The 21,595-nt window shown below is 40.2% G+C and carries 23 protein-coding genes; 19 read left to right on the top strand and 4 right to left on the bottom strand.

What is annotated here, in order from left to right; all coding sequences use genetic code 11:
• Window positions 1-17: 17 nt before the first annotated feature.
• On the bottom strand, window positions 18-329 hold the full coding sequence (locus DP73_RS13220) for a thioredoxin domain-containing protein (protein ID WP_242865758.1): 312 nt from the start codon (window positions 327-329) through the stop codon (window positions 18-20).
• Between the two features lie 158 nt (window positions 330-487).
• Here DP73_RS13220 and DP73_RS13215 point away from each other — a divergent pair, with 158 nt between their 5' ends.
• Complete coding sequence (locus DP73_RS13215; protein WP_034600120.1) at window positions 488-1,393, top strand: DNA-formamidopyrimidine glycosylase family protein; 906 nt, start codon at window positions 488-490, stop codon at window positions 1,391-1,393.
• A gap of 64 nt (window positions 1,394-1,457) precedes the next feature.
• Window positions 1,458-1,799, top strand: a complete 342-nt coding sequence (locus DP73_RS13210; RefSeq protein WP_034600156.1) for a cupin domain-containing protein — start codon at window positions 1,458-1,460, stop codon at window positions 1,797-1,799.
• A gap of 233 nt (window positions 1,800-2,032) precedes the next feature.
• Here the strand turns inward: DP73_RS13210 and DP73_RS13205 are convergent, their stop codons facing one another.
• Complete coding sequence (locus DP73_RS13205; RefSeq protein WP_034600119.1) at window positions 2,033-2,326, bottom strand: LapA family protein; 294 nt, start codon at window positions 2,324-2,326, stop codon at window positions 2,033-2,035.
• Window positions 2,327-2,548: 222 nt separating this feature from the next.
• Here DP73_RS13205 and DP73_RS13200 point away from each other — a divergent pair, with 222 nt between their 5' ends.
• The 10 genes from DP73_RS13200 (at window position 2,549) to DP73_RS13155 (ending at window position 14,277) form a co-directional block, all read left to right on the top strand.
• Window positions 2,549-3,604: a GerMN domain-containing protein gene (locus tag DP73_RS13200; protein WP_034600118.1), complete on the top strand. Its 1,056-nt coding sequence runs from the start codon at window positions 2,549-2,551 to the stop codon at window positions 3,602-3,604.
• 31 nt (window positions 3,605-3,635) lie between these two features.
• Window positions 3,636-4,796, top strand: coding sequence for a hypothetical protein (locus tag DP73_RS13195; RefSeq protein WP_034600117.1), 1,161 nt, complete (start codon window positions 3,636-3,638; stop codon window positions 4,794-4,796).
• Window positions 4,786-7,215, top strand: coding sequence for a hypothetical protein (locus tag DP73_RS13190; RefSeq protein WP_034600116.1), 2,430 nt, complete (start codon window positions 4,786-4,788; stop codon window positions 7,213-7,215). The genes DP73_RS13195 and DP73_RS13190 overlap by 11 nt, the downstream gene beginning before the upstream one ends.
• 137 nt (window positions 7,216-7,352) lie before the next feature.
• The gene (locus tag DP73_RS13185; protein ID WP_034600115.1) at window positions 7,353-8,780 is read left to right on the top strand and encodes a peptidoglycan DD-metalloendopeptidase family protein; all 1,428 of its coding nucleotides are present in this window, start codon (window positions 7,353-7,355) and stop codon (window positions 8,778-8,780) included.
• Window positions 8,781-9,093: 313 nt separating this feature from the next.
• Window positions 9,094-9,981, top strand: a complete 888-nt coding sequence (ehuB, locus tag DP73_RS13180) for an ectoine/hydroxyectoine ABC transporter substrate-binding protein EhuB (RefSeq protein WP_034600113.1) — start codon at window positions 9,094-9,096, stop codon at window positions 9,979-9,981.
• A 58-nt stretch (window positions 9,982-10,039) separates the two neighbouring features.
• On the top strand, window positions 10,040-10,681 hold the full coding sequence (gene ehuC / locus DP73_RS13175; protein ID WP_034600111.1) for an ectoine/hydroxyectoine ABC transporter permease subunit EhuC: 642 nt from the start codon (window positions 10,040-10,042) through the stop codon (window positions 10,679-10,681).
• A gap of 2 nt (window positions 10,682-10,683) precedes the next feature.
• Window positions 10,684-11,334: an ectoine/hydroxyectoine ABC transporter permease subunit EhuD gene (gene ehuD, locus DP73_RS13170; protein WP_034600109.1), complete on the top strand. Its 651-nt coding sequence runs from the start codon at window positions 10,684-10,686 to the stop codon at window positions 11,332-11,334.
• Between the two features lie 40 nt (window positions 11,335-11,374).
• Window positions 11,375-12,220 carry an ectoine/hydroxyectoine ABC transporter ATP-binding protein EhuA gene (gene ehuA, locus DP73_RS13165; RefSeq protein WP_034600107.1) on the top strand — a complete coding sequence of 282 codons (846 nt, stop codon included), beginning with the start codon at window positions 11,375-11,377 and terminating at the stop codon, window positions 12,218-12,220.
• 238 nt (window positions 12,221-12,458) lie between these two features.
• Window positions 12,459-13,529: a 4Fe-4S dicluster domain-containing protein gene (locus DP73_RS13160; RefSeq protein ID WP_034600154.1), complete on the top strand. Its 1,071-nt coding sequence runs from the start codon at window positions 12,459-12,461 to the stop codon at window positions 13,527-13,529.
• A complete protein-coding gene (locus tag DP73_RS13155; RefSeq protein ID WP_034600106.1) occupies window positions 13,510-14,277 on the top strand; it encodes a cytochrome b/b6 domain-containing protein in 768 nt (255 codons plus the stop codon). Before DP73_RS13160 ends, DP73_RS13155 begins: the two co-directional genes overlap by 20 nt.
• Window positions 14,278-14,402: 125 nt before the next feature.
• Here the strand turns inward: DP73_RS13155 and DP73_RS13150 are convergent, their stop codons facing one another.
• A complete protein-coding gene (locus DP73_RS13150) occupies window positions 14,403-15,185 on the bottom strand; it encodes an enoyl-CoA hydratase/isomerase family protein (protein ID WP_034600105.1) in 783 nt (260 codons plus the stop codon).
• 357 nt (window positions 15,186-15,542) lie between these two features.
• Here DP73_RS13150 and DP73_RS13145 point away from each other — a divergent pair, with 357 nt between their 5' ends.
• From DP73_RS13145 to DP73_RS13135, 3 genes are all read left to right on the top strand, one after another.
• A complete protein-coding gene (locus DP73_RS13145; protein ID WP_205623391.1) occupies window positions 15,543-15,884 on the top strand; it encodes a toprim domain-containing protein in 342 nt (113 codons plus the stop codon).
• A 117-nt stretch (window positions 15,885-16,001) separates the two neighbouring features.
• Window positions 16,002-16,451 (top strand): C-GCAxxG-C-C family protein, encoded by a 450-nt coding sequence (locus DP73_RS13140; RefSeq protein ID WP_034600102.1) that lies wholly within the window; start codon window positions 16,002-16,004, stop codon window positions 16,449-16,451.
• 285 nt (window positions 16,452-16,736) lie between these two features.
• Window positions 16,737-17,462: a sulfite exporter TauE/SafE family protein gene (locus tag DP73_RS13135; RefSeq protein ID WP_242865759.1), complete on the top strand. Its 726-nt coding sequence runs from the start codon at window positions 16,737-16,739 to the stop codon at window positions 17,460-17,462.
• On the opposite strand, the gene DP73_RS13130 is transcribed toward DP73_RS13135, so the two are convergent.
• Window positions 17,463-17,948 carry a NapC/NirT family cytochrome c gene (locus DP73_RS13130; RefSeq protein ID WP_034600100.1) on the bottom strand — a complete coding sequence of 162 codons (486 nt, stop codon included), beginning with the start codon at window positions 17,946-17,948 and terminating at the stop codon, window positions 17,463-17,465. It abuts the gene before it with no gap.
• A gap of 254 nt (window positions 17,949-18,202) precedes the next feature.
• Between DP73_RS13130 and DP73_RS13125 the strand changes: the two genes are divergently transcribed.
• The 4 genes from DP73_RS13125 to DP73_RS13110 all read left to right on the top strand — a co-directional run bounded on the left by DP73_RS13125 (window position 18,203) and on the right by DP73_RS13110 (window position 21,594).
• Window positions 18,203-18,955: a carbonic anhydrase gene (locus tag DP73_RS13125; protein WP_034600099.1), complete on the top strand. Its 753-nt coding sequence runs from the start codon at window positions 18,203-18,205 to the stop codon at window positions 18,953-18,955.
• 224 nt (window positions 18,956-19,179) lie between these two features.
• Window positions 19,180-19,815, top strand: a complete 636-nt coding sequence (locus DP73_RS13120; RefSeq protein WP_034600098.1) for a DedA family protein — start codon at window positions 19,180-19,182, stop codon at window positions 19,813-19,815.
• 300 nt (window positions 19,816-20,115) lie between these two features.
• Window positions 20,116-20,871: a sulfite exporter TauE/SafE family protein gene (locus DP73_RS13115; RefSeq protein WP_034600097.1), complete on the top strand. Its 756-nt coding sequence runs from the start codon at window positions 20,116-20,118 to the stop codon at window positions 20,869-20,871.
• Between the two features lie 249 nt (window positions 20,872-21,120).
• Window positions 21,121-21,594 carry a helix-turn-helix domain-containing protein gene (locus tag DP73_RS13110; protein ID WP_034600095.1) on the top strand — a complete coding sequence of 158 codons (474 nt, stop codon included), beginning with the start codon at window positions 21,121-21,123 and terminating at the stop codon, window positions 21,592-21,594.
• Window position 21,595 lies beyond the last annotated feature (1 nt).

The following is a 21,595-nucleotide window of genomic DNA, read 5'->3' as shown; positions in this document are numbered from 1 at the left end:
GGTTTAGGGTGAATGAGTTATTGAGTCAGGAATTTTTGAATTTCTTGCTCAGAATGGTGACCAATCATTTTGTCTAGAGGTTCACCGTCCTTAAAAAGAATCATTGTAGGAAGATCCTCAACTTGAAACATAGTTTTGACTTCGGGAACCTTATCGACATTTACATAGTATAGTTGAACTTGATCCTGAAGACTATCGGAGATGTTTTCTAGAACTGAATGAAGCCTTTGGCTTTCTGGAAATCTATCCGAACCAAATTCCAGTATGAAGGGTGTAGGGTTGTTCAAAACAGCCGGTAGTTTACCAGAAAATATTTCTTTGATCATCATACTCCATCCTTCCTTAATCAACTAATCAATAGTCTTCTCAAATAAGGAAGAAAATAAAAGCCTCTTAGAACTGAATTAGCTTAAGCAGGTTAAAGCTTGCATTAATCTTTGGCCTAGTGGAATTATAACTACAGGTGCCGAAAGGGGATTGAGAATCCATGCCTGAAGTTCCTGAAATGGAGATCTATAAAAATTATTTAAATCAATGGGTCAAAGGCAAAGAAATTAGTGAGGTTAAGATCTTACGAGCTAAAAGCATTAACCTGGAATTATCAGAATTCAGCGCAAAGGTACAGGGGAAGAGAATTAAAGAGATTAGGCGTCGGGGCAAATATTTAATATTTGATTTTGAGGAAGGCGATTTTTTACTGACTCATATGATGCTCGATGGCAGGCTATTTCTCTTAAAACTTGACTCCGAAACTCTCAAAAAGACCGATAGCCAAAAAGCAGAAAATTTACAGTCTGTGATCATGGAAAGCAGTGCAGAAGAGTTGAAAAGCATAGTTAAGGATCTTCCGGGAAGAGCTAGTGTGATTTTTGCGCTATCCGATGACTTGATACTCTTTTTTTGTAATCTGACCCTGGGCTATTTGCACTATCTTGATCAAGTTAATTTGGATGCGAAATTGCAAGAATTAGGAAAGGATCCTTTAGAACCGGATTTCAACAACCAGGACTTTGCCAAATTGTTGAAAGGGAAAAGGGGAATGATCAAACCTTGGTTGATGAACCCTAAAAACATCTCCGGCGTAGGAAATGCTTATTCTAATGAAGCATTATTTAGTGCAGGTATACTGCCAACCCGAGGAGTTTCAACATTAGATGCTGCTGAAAAAGAGAATCTATTCGATTCCTTAGTCAGAGTTATTCGAGATTCTATTCGCCTTGGCGGAGACATGGAGGAACCCTTTGCCTCTTGGGATGACTTTACAGGGGGATATAATCCCTACTTTAAAGTTTATGATCGTACCGGCAAACCTTGTTTAGTATGTGGGGAGGATATTCAAAAGTCGGAAGTAGGGGGGAGGAATGCCTTTTTTTGCCCTCACTGTCAGAAGTAGTTTAAGCGATGTTAAAAAGAATATGATTAACAAATACAAAAATATGAAGCATGGAGGTCTATTTATGAAAATTGAAAAAATCGCCGATAAAATTGTCTATAAAGATGATAATCTTACCAAAAAGATACTTTTTAATGAATCTCGGGTTCTGAACTTCGTTCTGAACTTTAGACCAGGTCAAGGAGTCCCGCCCCACCACCATGAACAAAGTGACCTAATTATCCACGTGCTTGTCGGGCAAGGTGAAATGGGGGTAGATGATAAAATACATGAGATTACCGAAGGAGACGTTATCCACTGTAAAGGGGCTGAGGTTTTCAGCCTGAAAAACACAGGAGATAAAGACATGTCTTGTTTTGTAATATTAGCCCCTAATCCATCAGCCGCCTATTCTATAGAAGTATAATAACCAATAAAAAACGAGACAGAACCTTAGCATAGGTATCTGTCTCGTTTATTTAATTTATTATACGCTGAAAGCCCCAAAACATCCTTGAGAATAACAGACCCAAAAGACAGGCGGCTTCGATCCACAGGAGTGAACCCATTGCATGGGTCTTGCAGGATGTGGACGAAGTCGCCCTGCCCCGAACGACCCAATTTTATCCTGCTGGTGCTTCATAGCGCCATGGGGGCTAATTATTCTGCCCCATCTGTCGGCTTCAAAGGGGAAATAGCCTGTTGGCCAGCAGAGTCGCTCTTTTGACACTGCTCTATTGGCTGTTGTTTAGACTTTAACTTAAGGCGCAGTTCCCGCCAGATTGCTAAAAGGAGCATTACTAAAGCTCCCGCAAATGTGGAACCTAAGATTACTAAGACTAAGGGCACATCCCTAGTAACCCAGAAGAGCTGAATAGTCACTAAACCAGCATTTTGGATGGCAAACACCGCAATAAGCAATGAACAGATAAGGGATAAGATAAGTACAAACATTGCATTGCCTCCTCTCTCTTGGTTAATAGTAAATTCGACCAGCAGCGTCTAATTCCTGCAATAATTTGTCATAACCCGCAGATTGATATTTTTAGCTTTAGGAACCTTACGCTATGCGAAGAATTAGTTTTTTGAAACAAGTTCGCTAACTCTGGGGATCTTAACTGTGTAAATAGACCGAGAAGTGCTATACTAACATCAAACCACCGAGGAGGGAAAAAAATGAAGAAACTAGTATACCTAATTAGTATATTACTCACACTGGTTCTACTTAACGGATGTGCCAATAAGGGTGGCTCTGCGGCCAGTAATTCTGATGATAAACCCCCAGAAACTAAGGTACTAAGCATCCAAGATTATTGTTCATTCAAAGAAAATACAAACTACGTTTATGAGGGCAAAGGAATTGAGTATGCCTCATATAACCTTATGGTTGATTATATTGAAGGAAACCGGATTCAGACTCGTTCTAATAATGGAGGAACAGAGACGGTAAAAGTGCTGGAATTGGATAATGGAAAGCTGACCTTGCGGTTAGCAAGAGGGGAAAGCTACTTTAGAGAAAACTTACTCCAAAGCCCAAGTAACAGTGAAGAAATTCTGTTGCAAGAACCACTTGTGGTGGGAACATCATGGGTATTGGCGGATGGGAGAAAACGTTCGATAACTAATATAGAAGCCGATATAACTACACCTTCAGGCACTTACAAAACTCTAGAAGTTACTACAGAGGGTAAAGATGATAAAATTCAAGACTATTATGCCCCGAATATTGGACTTGTAAAATCAGTTTTTACATCAGATGATTTTGAGGTCACTTCAACTTTAAGCAAACTGGAAAGTGATGTATCTCTGAACCAAACAGTCAAATTCTATTATCCCAATAGTAATGTTGATAAGCTTTATACTGTCAGCAAAATACTATCCTTTAAAACCAATGATCTAACAAAAGCTTCTTTTGAGAGGGCATTTAAAGAGTTACCCAAAGGGGATGTTGTTCCGGTATTAGGTCCCAATGTCAAGATAAAGAGTCTTTACTTAAACAAGGATAACGCAGTTTATGTTGATTTTAGTAAAGAATTGAGAGGCGAAATGATTGCCGGATCTAGTTATGAGGGTTTAATCTTGCAGAGCATCACTAATACCCTGGGAAATTATTACGGGGTGGATAAGGTTTATATTACAGTTGAAGGAAATCCCTATGCGTCTGGGCATTATGCCATGAATAAAGGTGAGTCCTTTTCTGTCGATTTAAGTAACAGTACAGAACTTAAATAACGAATGGTTGTACCGGATGAGGTGAGAATAAATGGCTGAAAGTGTACGTTTCATACAGTGTTCTGGTTTTCGATTTGATAGCCCCGCTTGGGATGGACCGGAGAGGTGGGCAGCAGCAAGGAATCAAGATTTGTGGCAGACATTTCAGGCTCTATTATCTCTTTGTCAAGGGGAAAAAATCGAATTACTTTTTTTAACCGGTAATCTATTTGAACAGCAGTATGTACGCCAGGAGACCGTCGAGCGGGTCGCTGAATTGCTTGGAAAATTGGACGGAACCAAAGTTTTCATCACCCCGGGCAGGAGAGACCCGCTTACAATATCCTCCGCTTATCGCTTGACAGTATGGCCAAGGAATGTCCATATATTCTCAAGTGGAATTAAAAGTGTCAAACTCCCGTCCCATAATCTAACAATATATGGGGCAGGCTGGACTGCCTATCATCAAGAGAAATCATTTCTGGATGATTTCACTCCTATTAATGATACGACACTAAAGATTATGCTTCTTCACGCTGTTGTAGATTCACAAGGGAATAGCCAAGGACTTATACCCATTAAGCAAGACCAAATATCTGCCAGTGGGGTAAACTATTTAGCCCTCGGACATCTGGAAGGATGGAGCGGAATACAGCAGGCTGGAAAGACTATCTGGGCAGACTGTGGAGTGATAGAGGCTAGAAGTTTTGTAGACATTGGATCTCATGGTGTGATCTTGGGAGAAATTAGAGAAGGATCAACCTGTATTGAATTTAGAGAACTGGGACAACGCTGTTACTATGAAATAAATATAACAGTTCAGTCTCAAGAATCTCTTGCAGAAATAGCTGAAAAAATAATTAAAGAGTTAAGCCCTGATGAACGTCAAAAAAATTTATATAGGATTAATATCTCTGGGGACCAATTAGAGATTGAAAGGTTAGTATCTCCTTTACAGAAGCTGCTTATGGCAGAGCTTCAATTCGTTGAAGTTATTGCTCACGAAGAACCAGACCCCACCTATGTGGATGTGCCTAGGGCCTCTAAAGCAAATATTCAAGAAGGCTTTCCTACACTCGCCCAAATTTTTTCCGGCAAACTACAAACAAGATTGTCAGAAGCGGTTGAATCGGAAAACAAAGAGTATTGGGGAGTCGTGCAAAAAATTGGAATGACAGCACTTGGGCAGGGGCGGATAGTAGATGAAGATTGAACGTATTAGAATTAGTAATTTTAGAGATCTAAAGGATATCGACTGGATATTCCCTACAGTTCCAACTCTGATAATTAATCGAGACATCAATGATCAGAAACTATTAGATGATTTACTGATGAAGCTATTCTATGAACAGGAATCCCAATTGTTGGAGAAGCAAAAAGATAATGCAGCAGCTGAGGTATGGATATCTGAGGATAATCATCACTTCATGGTTCGTTATGAAAACATCCAAATAGACGGCCAAATAACACAACAACTTACCTTTTCAGATGGAAATGGGTACAAAGTTAATCTGCCAGAAAAGATGACCATTGGAGAATACTTATTTCGGGCTCGCTTGCAAGCTTTTCTACAAGGTGGCAGAATTACTTGGCCGGATAAGGACAGTCAGGACAACTTGTTTCTGCGAATTAATAACCTTAGCCAAGGTGGAGATGAGGATTTCTCTTTAACTAAAGTGAGAGCTTCCCTGATTGGTGCTCAAAAAAGAGTTAAAGATCAAAGAGAGAGTATGGAGTTGGTAAAGGCTGAATACGATGCCTTACGAAATGAATGGGAGAATGCTCATCGACAACAAGAAGCCAATCGACTGCTCCTGATTGAGATTAAGAATTTGCAAGAAAATGAAGCTATTTTATCTGAAAAAATTGCTCTTACTCACAAAATCCATCAACGCCTTGATTGTCTTGCTCAAAACCCAGATTATCGTGAGCTGCGCCAACTTCAAGATGAGATAAGCAGGCTGGAAGAGCGCCAACAATGTTTAGATGAAGGCCTTAGGGCGATTTCCAGTGATGGTGCAGTCGATTGGGAGATCATAGAGAACTTTCGAGAAGAATGTATGGAATGGGCCTGCCTTCAGAAAGATGTGAGAAGTTTAACTGCAGAAATAGAAGATCGAATAATACTAATTGAGCAGATGCAAAAACTACTCTCAGCCTCAGCCTATCAGGGATTTAGAGAAGACGAAGAACAGCAGCTCCGGCGGGTGATGGAGGAGAGAGATTCAGCTCGAGACAGGCTTAATGAGCTTATCCTGGTAAGAGAAGAGTTAGATGAGTTAAAATTAGAGTATGAAGAGGAAATCACTAAGTTATCAAAATTAATAGTGATGTCCGATGTAACTGAAGATACTGTTAACCGAATTACTAGAAAAGAAAAACAATTAAACCGCTGGCAAAGCTACAAAATATGTAATATTACGGATCAACTTTTAACTAAACCCTTAAAAATAAAGAGTATTAATGAACGGTTATCAGCCCATCTGCTTGAGTATTACCAAAGGTATCACGTAGCAAACTATCGGGAATTCACAAGTCGGCTAGAGGAATATCAACAACAGCAAAGACAAGTAGAAAACCTAAAAAAGAGAATTGAGAAGCTGCAGGAAAAAGTCAATAAAGAACCAAAATTGCTCAGGATCATCGATTCACGGAATGAAATCATAAAACTTGCTCTTTCGAAAGTTGAAGCGGCAGATTTTAGCGAATGGTTGAATGGGTGGTTAGCCTATCAACAAATGAAGAAACAGCGCTCAGAAGAAACAGATCAATTAAATAAGGACCTAGAACAAAAGCTAGACCTGGAAAAAAAGCTAGCAATCTGTGCTGAAGGGATGAGTGAAAATTTAAAAAACTGGGGTATTCCCGTGGGGGATCGGGAGGAAATCTTATCAGCCATATTGAATGTAGCCGGTCAGCTGCAAGAAAGAGATGCGGTTAAAGAAGAAGTGGCCAAGTACTCGGAGATCTTCGTCAAAAAGATTGGGAATCGGGATCTAGAACAACTCTCAAGGATACTTGAACCTTTAGCTGAACTCGAACGTGAACAGCGTCTTTCAAATAAGGAAAGGCTGGCAGAAATGACATCCTGGGAAAAAGAGCGAGTAGAAATACACCAGCATTTAGAAGTCTTAAATACTCGTCTTCAGGGGGATGAACAAGCTGCTTCTTTGTCTGTCCTTGAGAAAAAAATAGAAGTCAAAAAACGTCAATGGACAGCCTATGAAGATTTGCGTCATGCCTTAAATGATGCCCAAGCTATCTTAGATTTGTCTTGGCAAGAGTGGCAAACTAAATATGAAAAGAATCTTAGTGAAGAAAAACAATGGATTTACGAGCACTTCTTCTCCCAAAAAGGTAAATACACTGAGAATGAAACAGTGGTTAAAAGAAACTATTTTTCCTATCGCTTGGCACTTGCCCAATTAGCCCTTCCTATAACTACTGAGGTACCTCTATTCTTCTCAGTAGGAAAAATCTCCGAAGGGGATCAAACTTTTTGGGCAGATGCTGCAAAATATCTCAATAAGTTAGGATTAGGGAGACAAGTTTTTTTAAATACTGAGGATCCCTTGCTAGCGGAAATACTTTTAGATGACGGATGGTCTCCTTTTAGCTTTGTGGATGATTAAAATCTATGTGAAAATCAGAAAGTGGCAACTTTCCTCTATTACATTAAGTTGACAATCGAGGCAGAATAATAGAAAATAATAAAGGAAGAGGTCAATTAAACAAATATAATGACTAAAATAAATAAAAAGGGGGTTCTATGAAAAAGGCCAGCGATTTACCAATTAAACAATACCTTGACGTTTTAAAAGCTAAGATTTTCACATTAAAGAATATCTCATGGAAGTCTCCAAAAGTTATAGGAGGTTCAATCCTTCTGCTGCTCTTAATGGGAAGTGGAATTGTTTACCTGAACTCTACAACCTCTGCAGTTTACGTTGTTATCAATGGAGAAAAGGTTGGTCTTCTTGAAAGTCAGAAGCAAGCGGGAGCAATCATCGATGAAATCCTCTCAGAAAAGGGAGCTCCTTTAGGCGTTGCGGCTAAAACTCATGATAGTATTACCTTTTCATCTGTTAGAATAAAAAATTCCGAGTATACGGCTTTATCTAAGTCAACATTAGAGGCAGATATCTCTTACTATGTTGACGGAGCAGCAGTAAAGGTAAATAATGAGCCTATTTTTGTGCTGGCAAAAGCTGAAGATGGAGAAAGATTGCTAAAAGAATTCCAAGAGTATTATGCTAAGCCAAGTGAAAAAAACCAAGTCACCTCAGTCTCTTTTGAAGAAGAGGTTGAGACTGAGCCTGTGGAGGTGCCTTTAGACCAAGCTCTTTCTTACGAGCAAGCTCTTGAAAAACTCAAACAGGGTAATCTGCAAAAGATCGAATATACAATTCAGGAAAACGATTCTTGGTGGCTCATAGCACGAAAAAACGATATGAAGACTAAAGAAGTCTTGGCAAGTAACCCTGGTGCGAATGAAGATACTATTTTGAAACTTGGCAAGAAAATCACCTTAGAAAAAGTTACTCCTTACATAACCGTGGTTTGCGAAGGAGTTCGTACAGATATAGAAACAATTCCCTTTGATGTGGTTACCAAAACTGACTCCAGTCTCTCCAGTGGACAAACAAAAGTAAAACAAGCTGGAAGTGACGGAGAAAAAGAAGTGCAATACGCTTACGTTCAAAAAAATGAAAAAGTAGTTACCCAAACCGTTAAGGATGAAAAAGTACTAAAAACCGCAGTTTCACAAATCATTGAAAAAGGCCCCCAACAAGTCACAGTTGCTTATTCTCGTGGCAGCGGGAGCACTGTTTCCGGGGTATCCTGGCCATTAAGAGGATCCATAACCTCCTACTATGGTTATCGCCATTCTGAGTTTCATACAGGAATTGATATTGATGGAGATCAAGGGGATCCCTATACAGCTGCAGCTGCCGGTAAGGTTGTAAGTGCCGGCTGGAGCGGTAATTATGGTTATACTATTCTTATTGATCACGGTAATGGAGTAATGACACGCTATGCTCATTCCACTAAACTATTAGTTTCTGCCGGGGCGAGGGTAACTAAAGGTCAGACCATTGGTTTAGTTGGATCAACGGGTCGATCGACTGGTTCACATCTCCACTTTGAAGTAATCATCAATGGAGATACAGTAAATCCTCTTAATTCTTTGCGCTAAATCATTTAGGAAGAAAGTTTACAAAGAGTCTTAGACACTTTTTTAGAGTGGCTAAGACTCTTTTTGAATTTAAAGGTAATTCTCGTAACTAGACGAGACTAATGATAACCCTTGACAAACAAACAACTTATTTGTTATCATAAGGTTGTCAGTTGCCGAGGAGAAAACAATTTTTACGGTAAAACGTTTAAGCGTTAAATGGTTAATGCGTTTTCTCAGCTGGGAACCTGACAAGGTTCTTTTTATTTTGTACATGTATTTCAGGTATAGTTTAGAAGAGAGAACCAATTTCTATTTGGAAAGGGGATATTACATGAAACGATTCAGAAAGCTACTCGCCGCTGGGCTCGCTTTGTCCCTTTTGGGATTAGCAGGATGTGGGACAACGGATTCCGGAAGTAAAGCTAAGTCCACATTAGAGACCGCGAAGGAAAGAGGATATGTTGTTGTAGGATTTGCCAATGAGAAACCATATGCCTATCAAACCCCGGATGGTAAACTTACGGGGGAAGCGGTAGAGGTTGCTAGAACCGCCCTTAAAAATATGGGTATTAGCGAAATGAAAGGGGAGTTAACAGAATTTGCCTCCCTTATTCCCGGGCTGAATGCCAAGCGCTTTGACATGATCACGGCAGGGATGTTTATTAATCCTGAACGTGCCAAGGAAGTAGATTTTGCTAATCCTGAGTATAGTATCGGAGAAGCGATTGCTGTTAAAAAAGGAAATCCTTTAAACCTTCACAGTTACAAGGATATTGCGGCTAATCCTGATGTGAAAATCGCCGTTCCGGGAGGGGCCATTGAATATGATTACCTTCTGAAATCCGGAGTACCCCTCAAGCAAATTATGACCGTGCCGGATATGCCGGCAGCATTATCTGCTCTTCAATCAGGTCGTGCTGATGCATTAACCGCTACCGGTCCTTCCGTACAGGCGACACTTGAAACAGCAAATAATCCTGATCTAGAAAGAGTCATGGATTTTATACAGCCAGTTATTGATGGTAAGGAAGTCAAAGGCTATGGAGCAACGGCCTTTCGTAAAGATGACAAAGATTTTCGCGAAGCTTTTAACAGTGAAATCCAGAAACTTAAGGAATCAGGAGAATTATTAAAAATCATCTCTCAGTTTGGATTTACCGAACAAGAATTGCCTGGAGATAAAACAGCTGAAGAGTTGAGTACTCCAACGGATAACTAAGCTTTCTGATATTAAATCATTCGAAAATAACCTTTCTGAAAGGAGTCGATGTGAACCTATGTGGTTTGATATTCTCCCTTCTTTCTGGGAGGGAACTAAAATAACAATTCAATTAACATTATTTTCAGCAGTAATTGCCTTTTTCTTAGCATTTTTAGCGGGGTTTGGGCGGCTCTCGAAAATCAAAGCCGTCCGTTTCTTAGCCGCAACTTATGTGGAGATATTTAGAGGAACGTCTTTGTTCGTACAGCTCTTTTGGATTTACTTCGCCTTACCGCTATTCGGTATTATGCTGCCAAAGATGCTGGCCGGGGTATTGGCTCTGTCACTCAATGCAGGGGCTTATGGGTCTGAGATTGTCCGGAGCACAATAATTTCCGTGCCAAAAGGTCAGACGGAAGCTGCAATTGCCCTTAACATGACCCCTTGGCAAAGAACCTGGCTGGTTATTTTGCCCCAAGCCTTAGTAATGATGTTACCAGCCTTTGGAAATCTAATCATTGAGATGCTAAAAGGAACTGCTCTGGTATCCCTAGTGACACTTGCTGATCTGACCTTTGTAGCGACTGTTCTCAATTCCTCAATTATGCGACCCACAGAAATATTCTCTGTGCTGTTAGTAATCTATTTTGTAATATCCTTGCCATTTACAAAAGGAATTCGATGGATTGAGCATAGGTTATCTGCAGGGAGGTATTAATTATGTGGAACTGGGACTATACACTATTAATTTTACCCCAGATTTTAGAGGCTTTAAAATTAACAGTTTCGGCTACATTTGTCGCATTTGCAGTAGCGCTGGTGGTAGGTTTGATTCTGACACTGGCGCGTAGATCAGATTTTAAACCGTTATCTCTATTTGCCAGTGGATTTATAGAATTTGTTAGAAGCACACCCCTATTAGTGCAACTGTATTTTATATTTTACGTCTTGCCGGAGCATGGATTATCTCTTTCTCCGTTTATAGCAGGAGTTATTGGATTAGGCCTTCACTATAGTACCTATCTTTCAGAGGTATATCGTGGCGGAATCGAGTCAATACCGCCGGGCCAATGGGAAGCAGCTAAAGCACTGAACTTTACTCCTCTTGAGACATGGCGAAAGATTATTCTCCCCCAATCTATTCCGCCGATAATACCAGTTTTGGGGAATTATCTGATAACTATGTTTAAAGAAACCCCTGTACTCTCAGCGATCACCCTAGTTGAGATAATGCAGACAGCAAAGATGCTGGGGTCGCACTCATTTCGTTATCTGGAGGCATTTACGATCGTTGGAGTGCTGTTCTTAGTATTGAGTTACTCATCCTCGCTGATGGTGAGGCGCTTGGAAGTCCGACTAAATCTCAGATAGACTTAATTAAGAAAATTATTATTTTAAGGAGGTTGATCGCATGAGTGTACCATTGAAGGTTATTTATAACGAAGAATCAACTAAAAGTATAGGGAACGACCTACGGAAAGTTGCCGTTCAACCGATTGTGAACTATAGCAATATCAGTAAGTCATATGGTGATCTTCAAGTTTTAAGGAATATTGATTTGGACATTGCGCCGGGCGAAAAGGTAGCCCTTATTGGTCCAAGCGGATCAGGAAAGACGACTTTAGCCCGACTGCTTATGACCTTAGAAGAACCGACTTCAGGAACCATCGAAGTCGATGGAGAAATGCTGTGGCATCAAAAAACAAACGGGAAACTGGTTAAAGCTAACGAGAAGCACCTGCACAAGGTTCGCGGTAATATTGGCATGGTTTTTCAGCACTTTAATCTGTTTCCCCATATGACAATTTTACGCAATGTCATGGAGGCCCCTCGGAATGTACTTGGGCTTAGCAAAGAAGAGGCAGTGGAACGTGCTGTTACAATGCTGAAACAAGTAGGGCTTGCCAATAAAATTGATGCCTATCCGGCGCAGCTTTCTGGAGGTCAGAAGCAGCGTGTTGCAATTGCTCGTGCCCTAGTTATGCGGCCAAAGGTTATGATTTTTGATGAACCGACCTCCGCGCTAGATCCGGAGTTAGTTGGTGAAGTATTAGAAGTTATCAAGGCTATTGCCGCTGAAGGAGAAATGGCAATGCTTCTGATAACTCACGAAATGGATTTTGCTCGTGATGTGGCGGATCGAATTTTGTTCTTTGATCAAGGGCGTATTATTGAACAAGGACCACCTAAGAGGATTTTTAATAATCCCGAAAGCGAACGTTTGCAGACCTTCCTAAGTCGTTTCAACAGACATTAATGAATATGTCGTTTAAAGCAGGTCAATGTGAGGCCTGCTTTTTTCGCGCTCAAGTCTAGATACACATCACCGGTAAAAACTAAACTTTGTTGGCGGACACCCTCTTCTTACCACTATATACCAAGGAAATATCGCTAAATTTCTCCTTGCCAATATCACAATTCTATGATAAAAATAATATAATAAATGAATACACAGGGGGGGTATAGGGGGTATGATGATGGATAACAACCGAAATATAAACGATGCCATCTCTCGCAGGACGTTTTTTAAGAGAACTACTGCAGCTGGGTTACTCAGTGCTCTAGCAGTTACAGGACTCAATAAACCAGTTCAGGCCTCGGAATTAGGCGCGGGAGAGTTAGGAACCCTAATTGATTTGACCAAGTGTGACGGGTGTAAAAACTATGCCACACCACTTTGCGTCGAGGCATGTGGCAAGCATAATCAGGAGCGATTCCCTGAACCTCAAAAGCCTCTGAAAAAATATTGGCCCCAAGATAAAGTGGAGGACTGGTCAAACAAGAGAGACTTAAAAAGTCGCTTAACTCCCTATAATTGGACCTTTGTGGATCATGTTAAGGTTCAATATAATGGTGCTGAGCAAGAAGTCTATGTTCCAAGAAGGTGTATGCATTGCGACCACCCAACCTGTTCAAAACTATGTCCTTTTAGTGCAATCACTAAGGATCAAACTGGAGCAGTATCCATTGATGATGAGATATGCTTTGGCGGTGCTAAATGTCGTGATGTTTGCCCATGGGGTATTCCACAGCGTCAAGCAGGTGTTGGAATATACATGGAAGTTGCACCGGACTTAGCCGGTGGAGGAGTTATGTATAAGTGTGATATGTGCGTTGATCTTTTGCATGAGGGCAAAAAACCGGCATGTGTAAGTGCTTGTCCAAGGGGAGCAATTTCAATTGGTCATAAAAAGGATTTGAGAGCCCTTGCGTATAAAACCGCCGAAGAAATCAACGGTTATGTCTACGGAGACAAGGAAAATGGAGGAACATCAACCTTCTATATTTCTGCAGTGCCCTTTGAGGCGATAGATGCAGCAATCAAGGGGGACAAAGTTAGTAAAAAAGATACTGCCCCTGGCCGTCCAGGTATGCCGGTAAATGTCGAGAATTATCTATCGACAGGAAAAGGGATGTTTTTCAGTACAGTAATCGCTCCCTTTGCGGGAGCAGCTGCAGCTGGGATAACTGCCTATCGAACTTTAAAAGGGGATAAGGTCAAGGGTGCCCAAATTGATCTGAAGGATCAAAGAGAGGAGAAGAGCGATGGCACAGAAATCAAATAATCCAAAGCAAAGTAAGATCTTGCGTCAAAGTCTTGTCAATCGATTTGTCCACTGGACAACGGCCCTCTCCGTGATTTTGCTGATTATTACTGGGTTAGGTCAACTGCCTTTGTATACACGCTATAATGTCACAAAGCTCCCCGGTGCAGCATGGCTCGGTGATTACTTTATAACCATTAAATTACATTATCTAGGAGCGCTTGGGCTCATATTTATCGCAGCTTTTCATATTGTGTATGCATTTGCTCGGCGTGAATTTGATATTTTTCCTCGAAAAGGTGACCTGAAAGAATCCTATCAGATCATTAAAGCTATGTTGACCAAGGGTCAAGAACCCGCTTCAGATAAATACCTGGCAGAACAACGGGTTGCGTATTTGTTTATCGGTTTTAGCCTTCTCCTTTTGATTGCTACCGGCTTGATTAAGACTTTAAAGAATGTTCCGGGCGTTGACCTTTCTCATTCTCTCTTATACTGGAACACTGCCTTGCATAACATTGGTACGGGTTTGATTGTTTTTGGCATAATCGGGCACTTGGCGGCATTTCTGCTCAAGGAAAACCGTCCGTTAATCCCCGGGATGTTCACCGGGTTTATTAATCGGGAGTATGTCAAACATCGGCATAGTCTTTGGTACGCAAAACTATTGTACAGCGGAGAAATCAGCGAAAGCAGCCTGGAGGCAGATGAAAATTTGAAAGGTGACGGCAATAGTAGATCGAATACCCAAACTCACACGTCTATATAAATAAAGTAAACCTTCTCCACCTCTGGAGGTGGGAGTCTTCTCGCCGATTATGAAAAGTTAAAGTAAAAAGAAGAACTCTCCACAAGCAATTTGTGGAGAGTTTTACGGTATTAGAAGTATTTGAATTACCGTCCTTTAAAGACAGGTTTCCTCTTTTCCAGAAAGGCGGTAACTGCTTCGCGCAAATCTTCTGTTCCACAACAAAAAGTTGACTGAGACTGCTCAAAGAGCAATCCGGCCTGAACACCGCTTTCATTGGCCAGATTAATTCCTTTTTTCGCAAAACGAACTCCTGAGGGAGGGAAGGCAGCCATTTTTTTAGCAAGTTTCATGGCCCGTTGGTTAAGATCCTCTTTTTTAACCAAGATTTCTACTAAGCCAATTCGTAACGCTTCTTCCGCATCAATTGCTTCACAACCTAGAATCAAGCGCTTAGCTTGGCCAATCCCAACTAGATGGGTTAAGCGGGTTGTTCCGCCCATATCCGGAGCTAAGCCAAACCGTACTTCAGGAATAGAGAATTTAGCGTCATCAGCGGCAATTCGTATGTCACAGCCTAGGATTAGTTCCGTAGCTGAACCATAGCAAAGACCATTAATGGCTGCGATCACCGGAATGGGTAAGTCTTGCCAAAAAGAATAAAGATTTTGCAGCCATACTAGGTTGGCCATGATAAACTCAGAACTAACCTCCTTTAAAAACTTAAGGTCAATTCCTGCCGAAAAGTTATCACCCTTAGCGTTTATTACAATTGCTCCAAGGTCGCCGTCAGCAGTAATCTCTTTTTGTATTTCCTCTAATTCTTTTAGAAAATCAGAACCCACTAGATTAAATCCTTTTGCGTTATCCAGGGTAATAACTCCGATTCTGCCATCCCTATTAAAGGCCAAATGTTTACCATAGCTCATTTTTGTTTTCCCCCAATTCTTTTGCATTAAGTACTACTTGTACTGTAATATATTTTAATTGGAAAATCTATACTATTTAGAATTTTTAGACCGGGAATAATGAATTTGTATTCATTTTCTTAAGATATGAGCTGATTCTGATTTAATTGGATAAGTAATCTGGTATATTTCCGTGGCAAAGGGTAGAGTCTATTTATAGCCTTATTGTAGAGGATATTTCTTAGGTATCATAGCTTATTGTATTGCCAGGTACAGTAGTTTAGATTATAAAGTAATATAAGAGTAGTAATCAGTAAAAGTAGTCAGTAATTCAAAGTACAAGTACTAAGTGTAAGCTATAGAAAGAATTGGTGGATTATGAGAGTAATTATAGTAGAGGGAAAAACAGATAAGCAACGTTTACTCCAGATCTTAGATGAACCTGTAGAGATCGTGTGTACTAATGGAACACTAGGTGTCGATAAATTAGAAGAATTAATTGCTAATTACAGCGATGATGAAGTATGTGTTCTGTTAGATGCTGATGAGGCCGGAGATAAGGCCCGTCGGCTATTTAAACAAGAATTTCCCAATGTAAGACACTTATATACTCATCGTATGTATAGAGAGGTGGCGACTACTCCCCTTAGTGTTCTGGCAAGGATTCTGGAGGGGGCTTATTTTACTGTTAAAGATCCCGAGGACGAGGACTTGTTTTAGAAACCTGCCTTATAATTGAAACTACCCCCAAAAATGGATAATTATTTACTTATTAGTAGGAGTACAGTCGTTAATGTAGAATACTAATAGTAAGTAATTATAAAAGGGGGATAAAACATGGAAGACATAGCCTTGGAAGCTCGTTCTCGTGCCGGAAATAAGTTTAAAAATGGCCTGAATTGTTCCGAATCTATTGTTCATACATTTAACGAAATCCTCAATAATCCCTTAAACGACGAAGCCTTAAAAATGGCTACAGGCTTTGGTGGGGGATTGGGCTACGCTGGTTGTATGTGTGGTGCCTTGACAGGTTCGGTTATGGTTTTAGGACTTTTCAAGGGACGCTTTGATCCTAGCGACGCCAGAGAACCAGCCTACAGTCTCGCTCACGACTTTCACGATCGCTTCCTCAAAGAATACGAAGCAACTTGCTGTAGGGCCTTAAACCCTCATGAATATGACTCCCCTGAGCATTTACGCCGATGTCTAAAGCTAACCGGAGGAACAGCCAAGCTTCTTATGGAGTTCATCCAAGAGAAAGGGTTGCTAAAACCTGAAGTTTCTTAAATCTCAGATGCCTAGGTATACCCAGACCGATAAAGAGTTCACTCCCACTTGTGATTAATGGGGGTGAGCTCTTTATTAGTTGGAGGTAATGAGATCTCTTTCATATGAAAACTATAGCTAGCTAGCCTTCACTGACAGAGTCGATTAGGAGGCATAACCCATTATTAGGCCTTAGAATACCCTTGAAAATTCTCACGAGATTAGTGGCATAGGTGTAGCAAGTAATGAGACAGGCTTGCATATATACTATTAAGCTTAAAATGGGAGGAATCTATTTTGGAATTAATGTATACTTTTCCGGTGGTGATAGGTTTAGGGGCTCTTCATTCATTAGAACCGGGGCATGGTAAGGGAGTGATTACAGCATACTTAATTTCTTCCGGTGCTAAAGTTAAAGAGGCTGTCATGATTGGTCTAATTTCCGCATTGGCACATACTCTCTCGATTGTTCTACTGGCAGTCTCAGCTTCAACGGCCATTAAGGTATTTGTTCCGGAAAATTTGATTCATTGGCTTCAACTTATTTCCGGAATTGTTGTGATCTACATAGGTCTCAATATAATTACCCAAAGAATCTTTGAGCAACGGGAAAAGAAGCAAAAGCACCTGAATACAGTGAGCCATAATTGCAGCAGTCATTGCAATTGCCATCATGGTCATAGTCATTTAAGCATTACGACGACTCCTTCGACACCATTTAACTTATTCTTAACAGGGTTCTTCACGGGTATTGTTCCTTGTCCAAGTGCCTTAGCCATCTTGCTCGCGGCAGTTTCAGCGGATAAAATCCCTTTGGGATTAGGATTAGTTGGGGCCTTCTCAATTGGAGGAGCTATTACAATGGTAGCCATAGCCTTATTTGTGGTTCGGGCTAGTCATACAATGAAGAGGTTAGAAAAATGGCAGGTTGTAAATCGTCTGGCCTTGGTATCCTCATGCTTAATCATATTTTTAGGCGGCGCCGTTATCTTTCAATCAATTAATCATATTGGAGTTTCAACAATGTTTTAATTAAAGTTGTTCTTTTGCTCCTTTGAGGTCTGGGGTCAAGTACATATCTACTTCATGCCCGGTGGATCGGTGGCAAGTTAAGCACGATTGGGAGTTTTGGATGGTTTCATAGTGGTTTACTTTGGATGTATTTGCCAGACGTACTGTATCAGGATAGCGCTCCCTGTCTCCTAAATGACATATTAAACAATTCTGATCCGACACAATGGCTCGAGTAGGAACGGTGAAGTCGCCGCTAAAATGTTGGAACAAATAATTTAATCCCCGGGCCTTAGCGTGGATTTTGCCCAACTCGCCTCGAGGCTGATGGCATTCTAAACAGTTTGCATTATTATGGGGTGACTGTTGCCAGGATATAACGTATTTTTCTACCTCATGGCACTTGGCACAAAAATAAGGCCCGGAGGTGGCAACATACCCTATTTGAAATAATATGTATGAAGCTACGAATGCTATTAAACCACTTAGAATAGCCTTCTTCCACACTAGAAAACCTCCCCAGAAAATTGAAATATTGAATAGTATGTCTATAAGAGCAACTATTATCCAATTATTAGAAAAGTATATGGGTTTTTAACTTAGAAGAAGAGCCTACATACAGGGATTCATTTATGAGTTGAAATCAAATGGTGCATCGGTGCACCAAATGAAATTTCAGGATTAATTGATTAGAATTCTCCTTATTATGGTAAAATGATAGATAGATTGTTTTGCAACTTGATATAATAAGGAGAGATTTCGTGAGTAAGCCATCAACATATCTTAGCTGCGCAATACTAAGTTTAGCTATCCTGCTCTCAGGCTGTGATAGACTTTTTCCGGCAGCTGAGCAACAAACTAATGAATCTGATAGCTCCCCAGCTCGGGAAGTGCTGGCAGCCCCAGTCTACATGCGTTCAGACATAATTTCCACTCCCGAAGAGGCTCAAAAGCTCTTAATGGAGGGTAATGAACGTTTTATGACTGGTCAACCTTTAAGTAAAGATTTGAGTCTCAGCAAACGAAGTGAGCTGATGGAAAAAGGGCAACATCCTTTTGCCGTCATAGTAAGTTGTTCGGATTCGAGAGTTCCGCCTGAGCTTTTATTTGATCAAGCTCTTGGAGATCTATTCATAATCCGCATAGCAGGTAATATCATTACTCCTCCGGAATTGGGAAGTGTGGAGTATGCCGTAGAGCATTTAAATACTCCGTTAGTCGTAGTTCTGGGGCATGAGAACTGTGGGGCGGTCACGGCCGCTGTACAGGGAGGGGAAGCTCATGGTAATATCTCCTCAATTCTTAACAAGATAACCCCTGCCCTGGAAAAGGCTAAATCTGAAGGCACCAGTGCAGAAAATCTAATCTCTAAGACTACAGAATTTAACGTTAAAAATGCAAAGCAGGATATTTTACAAAGTCCTATTATTAAAGAACGTTTGGCAGGAAATCATGTTAGTGTTTTAGGGATGATGTATGATCTGGACGAGGGTAAAGTAACAATAGTGAATTGAAACCTTTGGTATTTGCTGGTACTAGTTGGCTTTTGGCGATATAAGGTCAGATATGATAGAATAAAGGCTCCTCAATACTAAATACAAGAGGGGCCTTTATTCTATGTTGTTAGAGGAATAAAATGGATAATATTGTATATCTATGAAAGAGGAGTTTATAGTTACTGCGTCGAATAAAAATGAGTTGCAGTACTTAAGAAATTGAAAAGATTGAAGGAGCGATTATGGATTTTATATTAGCACTGGTTGATTTTATTCTTCATGTTGACAAACACTTGGTGGAGATAATTGGTAATTACGGAACATGGACCTATTTAATCCTTTTTGCGATTATCTTCAGTGAAACAGGGTTTGTGGTTACTCCTTTCCTCCCGGGAGATTCGTTGCTTTTTGTAATTGGAGCTTTAGGCGCTAAAGGAACTTTAAGCTTTGAGTTTGCGATGATATTGCTAATCATTGCAGCTTTAGGGGGTAACACTTTAAATTATTTTATTGGAAAAATAATTGGACACCGCATACTTGCCATGAAAAATTCTCGAATTATCAAGAAGGAGTACCTTAACAAGACTCATGCTTTTTATGCGAAGCATGGTGGTAAGGCTATAATATTTTCTCGTTTTGTCCCCATAATTCGAACCTTTGCCCCTTTTGTGGCTGGACTGGGTAAAATGAGCTTTTTGAGATATACTATCTATAATGTTATCGGTGGTGTCTCATGGGTTTTATTATTTATGTTTGCAGGGTACTTCTTTGGAAACATTCCTACCGTAAAGGAAAATTTCACTTATGTGATTTTTGCCATCATCTTTGTTTCGTTGTTGCCTACAATTATTCCCTATATTCGCAGTAAACGAAGATAGAGGAGTGATCCTGGAAGAGGGAAACCCAAGATAGAAATGTTACTTATTTCGAATACGATGGATATAGAGGGCATTTTAAATTCAAGGACAATAGCAAGCTCAAAAATAGCAGATCTTCACGATCTGCTATTTTCTGTAGAAATATAATATAAGCGTTGCGTTTATTTATGAAGTATCAGTAGGATAGCTGAATATTTATTGTGACAAGATTGGTAACATCTAATCCATTTACATAATATTTACAAAGGTTTTTTTCCCTTTATCAAGAATATTAATATGTCTGTAAAGGGGCGTGAAAAGATGGAGATAATTCATTCATTTAATTTATCCCTATGGCAGTGGGTATGGGTAATTATAGCTGCGTTTCTGGTTGGATTCTCTAAAACTGGAATGAGCGGATTTTTAATGCCTGTAATACCAATTGTTGCTTCCGTTTTTGGCGGGAAGGAGTCTACTGGTATTATACTGCCCCTACTTATCGTAGGGGATGCTTTTGCCTTATACTATTATCGGCGCCATGCGGATTGGAGTAATATTAGGAAGCTTTTGCCTTGGACATACGTTGGGCTAATAATTGGAGTGATAGCTGGGAGCAACGTTAATGACAAACAATTTAAGATGTTTATAGCTATATCAGTGATCTTATGCCTAATCATCTTAATATATATGGAGAAAAAAGGAGAGAACTTTAAGCTTCCCAAGGGTGCCTGGTTTTATGCTGCCATGGGAGCCCTTAGTGGTTTTACTTCTATGATCGGTAACGCTGCCGGTTCTATATTCAGCATTTACTTACTAGCCATGGGTTTTAAGAAGAATGGCTTCATGGGGACAACTGCCTGGTTCTTTTTTATTGTTAATTTATCTAAAGTACCCTTACAAGTTCTATTCTGGCATAATATTTCTTTTAAAACTCTTGGACTTACTATAGGTATGCTTCCTGCTATTGCGGCAGGTGCTCTATTAGGGGCTATCGTCATTAAGAAGGTAAACGAAAAACAATTTCGTATACTAATAATCGTCATGACAGCAGTTGCTGCGGTAAGACTGTTATTATAAACAATACTAAGTGTAAGTGTAAGGTTGAAGCTTAAGGTGGTTCTAAAAGAAAGTTCTCGTCTCAGAACTCTCATCGAAAACGATGGGGGTTTTTTTTTATACATATATTCACAGGAAGGGACTTGGCTACTTTCGGGATGGCTCTTAATCCCGTCCGAATAATGGATTGAAAGTATTTTCTTTTCTTCATTAATTAGTTGGAAAACATACCAATATAGTGTAAAATTACACTGAAAGGGTGGATTTCTAATGACGAGAGAGGAATTTATTGCTAAAGCCTCGGAAAAATTGAAGCTAATCCGGATTGAAAGGGATTATACCCAAGACAAAATGGCTGATATATTAGGTATCTCTAAAAAGACTTTAGTACAGATTGAGAAAAGTCGAACAAACCTAGGGTGGGCTGGCGCAGTAGTGTTATGCACAATTTTTAGAGGCAGTGAAGTTTTGGAAATGACTTTTGGCGGAGATACTCAAGACATTATTCAATCCTTAGCATTTACCGATTCCGAGGCCAACGAAATAGCGAACGAGAAAACCATGGGCGGAAAAATATGGTGGTCAAATATCGAAAGCTCAGATCAGTTTCGTATTCAGCAGAACATAATATCTAGGCACTTTCGGATTCTCGATAGTCAGGATAGAAGAATCTGCTCCTCCTTTGAGCATGAGTACATTCGCAAAAGATTTAGAGAGCTTTCAGGAGAAGGGGGAACAGACTAAA

The organism is Desulfosporosinus sp. HMP52 (assembly GCF_000765145.1).
Taxonomy (GTDB): Bacteria; Bacillota; Desulfitobacteriia; order Desulfitobacteriales; family Desulfitobacteriaceae; genus Desulfosporosinus.
This window is presented reverse-complemented; position numbering and strand designations above follow the sequence as displayed.

Coding starts and splice junctions, on each gene's coding strand:
- DP73_RS13115 (WP_034600097.1), top strand. CDS start 20,116: ATGGAGATAATTCATTCATTTAATTTATCCCTATGGCAGTGGGTATGG.
- DP73_RS13220 (WP_242865758.1), bottom strand. CDS start 329: ATGATGATCAAAGAAATATTTTCTGGTAAACTACCGGCTGTTTTGAAC.
- ehuD (WP_034600109.1), top strand. CDS start 10,684: ATGTGGAACTGGGACTATACACTATTAATTTTACCCCAGATTTTAGAG.
- DP73_RS13205 (WP_034600119.1), bottom strand. CDS start 2,326: ATGTTTGTACTTATCTTATCCCTTATCTGTTCATTGCTTATTGCGGTG.
- ehuB (WP_034600113.1), top strand. CDS start 9,094: ATGAAACGATTCAGAAAGCTACTCGCCGCTGGGCTCGCTTTGTCCCTT.
- DP73_RS13210 (WP_034600156.1), top strand. CDS start 1,458: ATGAAAATTGAAAAAATCGCCGATAAAATTGTCTATAAAGATGATAAT.
- DP73_RS13190 (WP_034600116.1), top strand. CDS start 4,786: ATGAAGATTGAACGTATTAGAATTAGTAATTTTAGAGATCTAAAGGAT.
- DP73_RS13120 (WP_034600098.1), top strand. CDS start 19,180: ATGGATTTTATATTAGCACTGGTTGATTTTATTCTTCATGTTGACAAA.
- DP73_RS13135 (WP_242865759.1), top strand. CDS start 16,737: ATGTATACTTTTCCGGTGGTGATAGGTTTAGGGGCTCTTCATTCATTA.
- DP73_RS13195 (WP_034600117.1), top strand. CDS start 3,636: ATGGCTGAAAGTGTACGTTTCATACAGTGTTCTGGTTTTCGATTTGAT.
- ehuC (WP_034600111.1), top strand. CDS start 10,040: ATGTGGTTTGATATTCTCCCTTCTTTCTGGGAGGGAACTAAAATAACA.
- ehuA (WP_034600107.1), top strand. CDS start 11,375: ATGAGTGTACCATTGAAGGTTATTTATAACGAAGAATCAACTAAAAGT.
- DP73_RS13150 (WP_034600105.1), bottom strand. CDS start 15,185: ATGAGCTATGGTAAACATTTGGCCTTTAATAGGGATGGCAGAATCGGA.
- DP73_RS13155 (WP_034600106.1), top strand. CDS start 13,510: ATGGCACAGAAATCAAATAATCCAAAGCAAAGTAAGATCTTGCGTCAA.
- DP73_RS13110 (WP_034600095.1), top strand. CDS start 21,121: ATGACGAGAGAGGAATTTATTGCTAAAGCCTCGGAAAAATTGAAGCTA.
- DP73_RS13140 (WP_034600102.1), top strand. CDS start 16,002: ATGGAAGACATAGCCTTGGAAGCTCGTTCTCGTGCCGGAAATAAGTTT.
- DP73_RS13200 (WP_034600118.1), top strand. CDS start 2,549: ATGAAGAAACTAGTATACCTAATTAGTATATTACTCACACTGGTTCTA.
- DP73_RS13215 (WP_034600120.1), top strand. CDS start 488: ATGCCTGAAGTTCCTGAAATGGAGATCTATAAAAATTATTTAAATCAA.
- DP73_RS13185 (WP_034600115.1), top strand. CDS start 7,353: ATGAAAAAGGCCAGCGATTTACCAATTAAACAATACCTTGACGTTTTA.
- DP73_RS13145 (WP_205623391.1), top strand. CDS start 15,543: ATGAGAGTAATTATAGTAGAGGGAAAAACAGATAAGCAACGTTTACTC.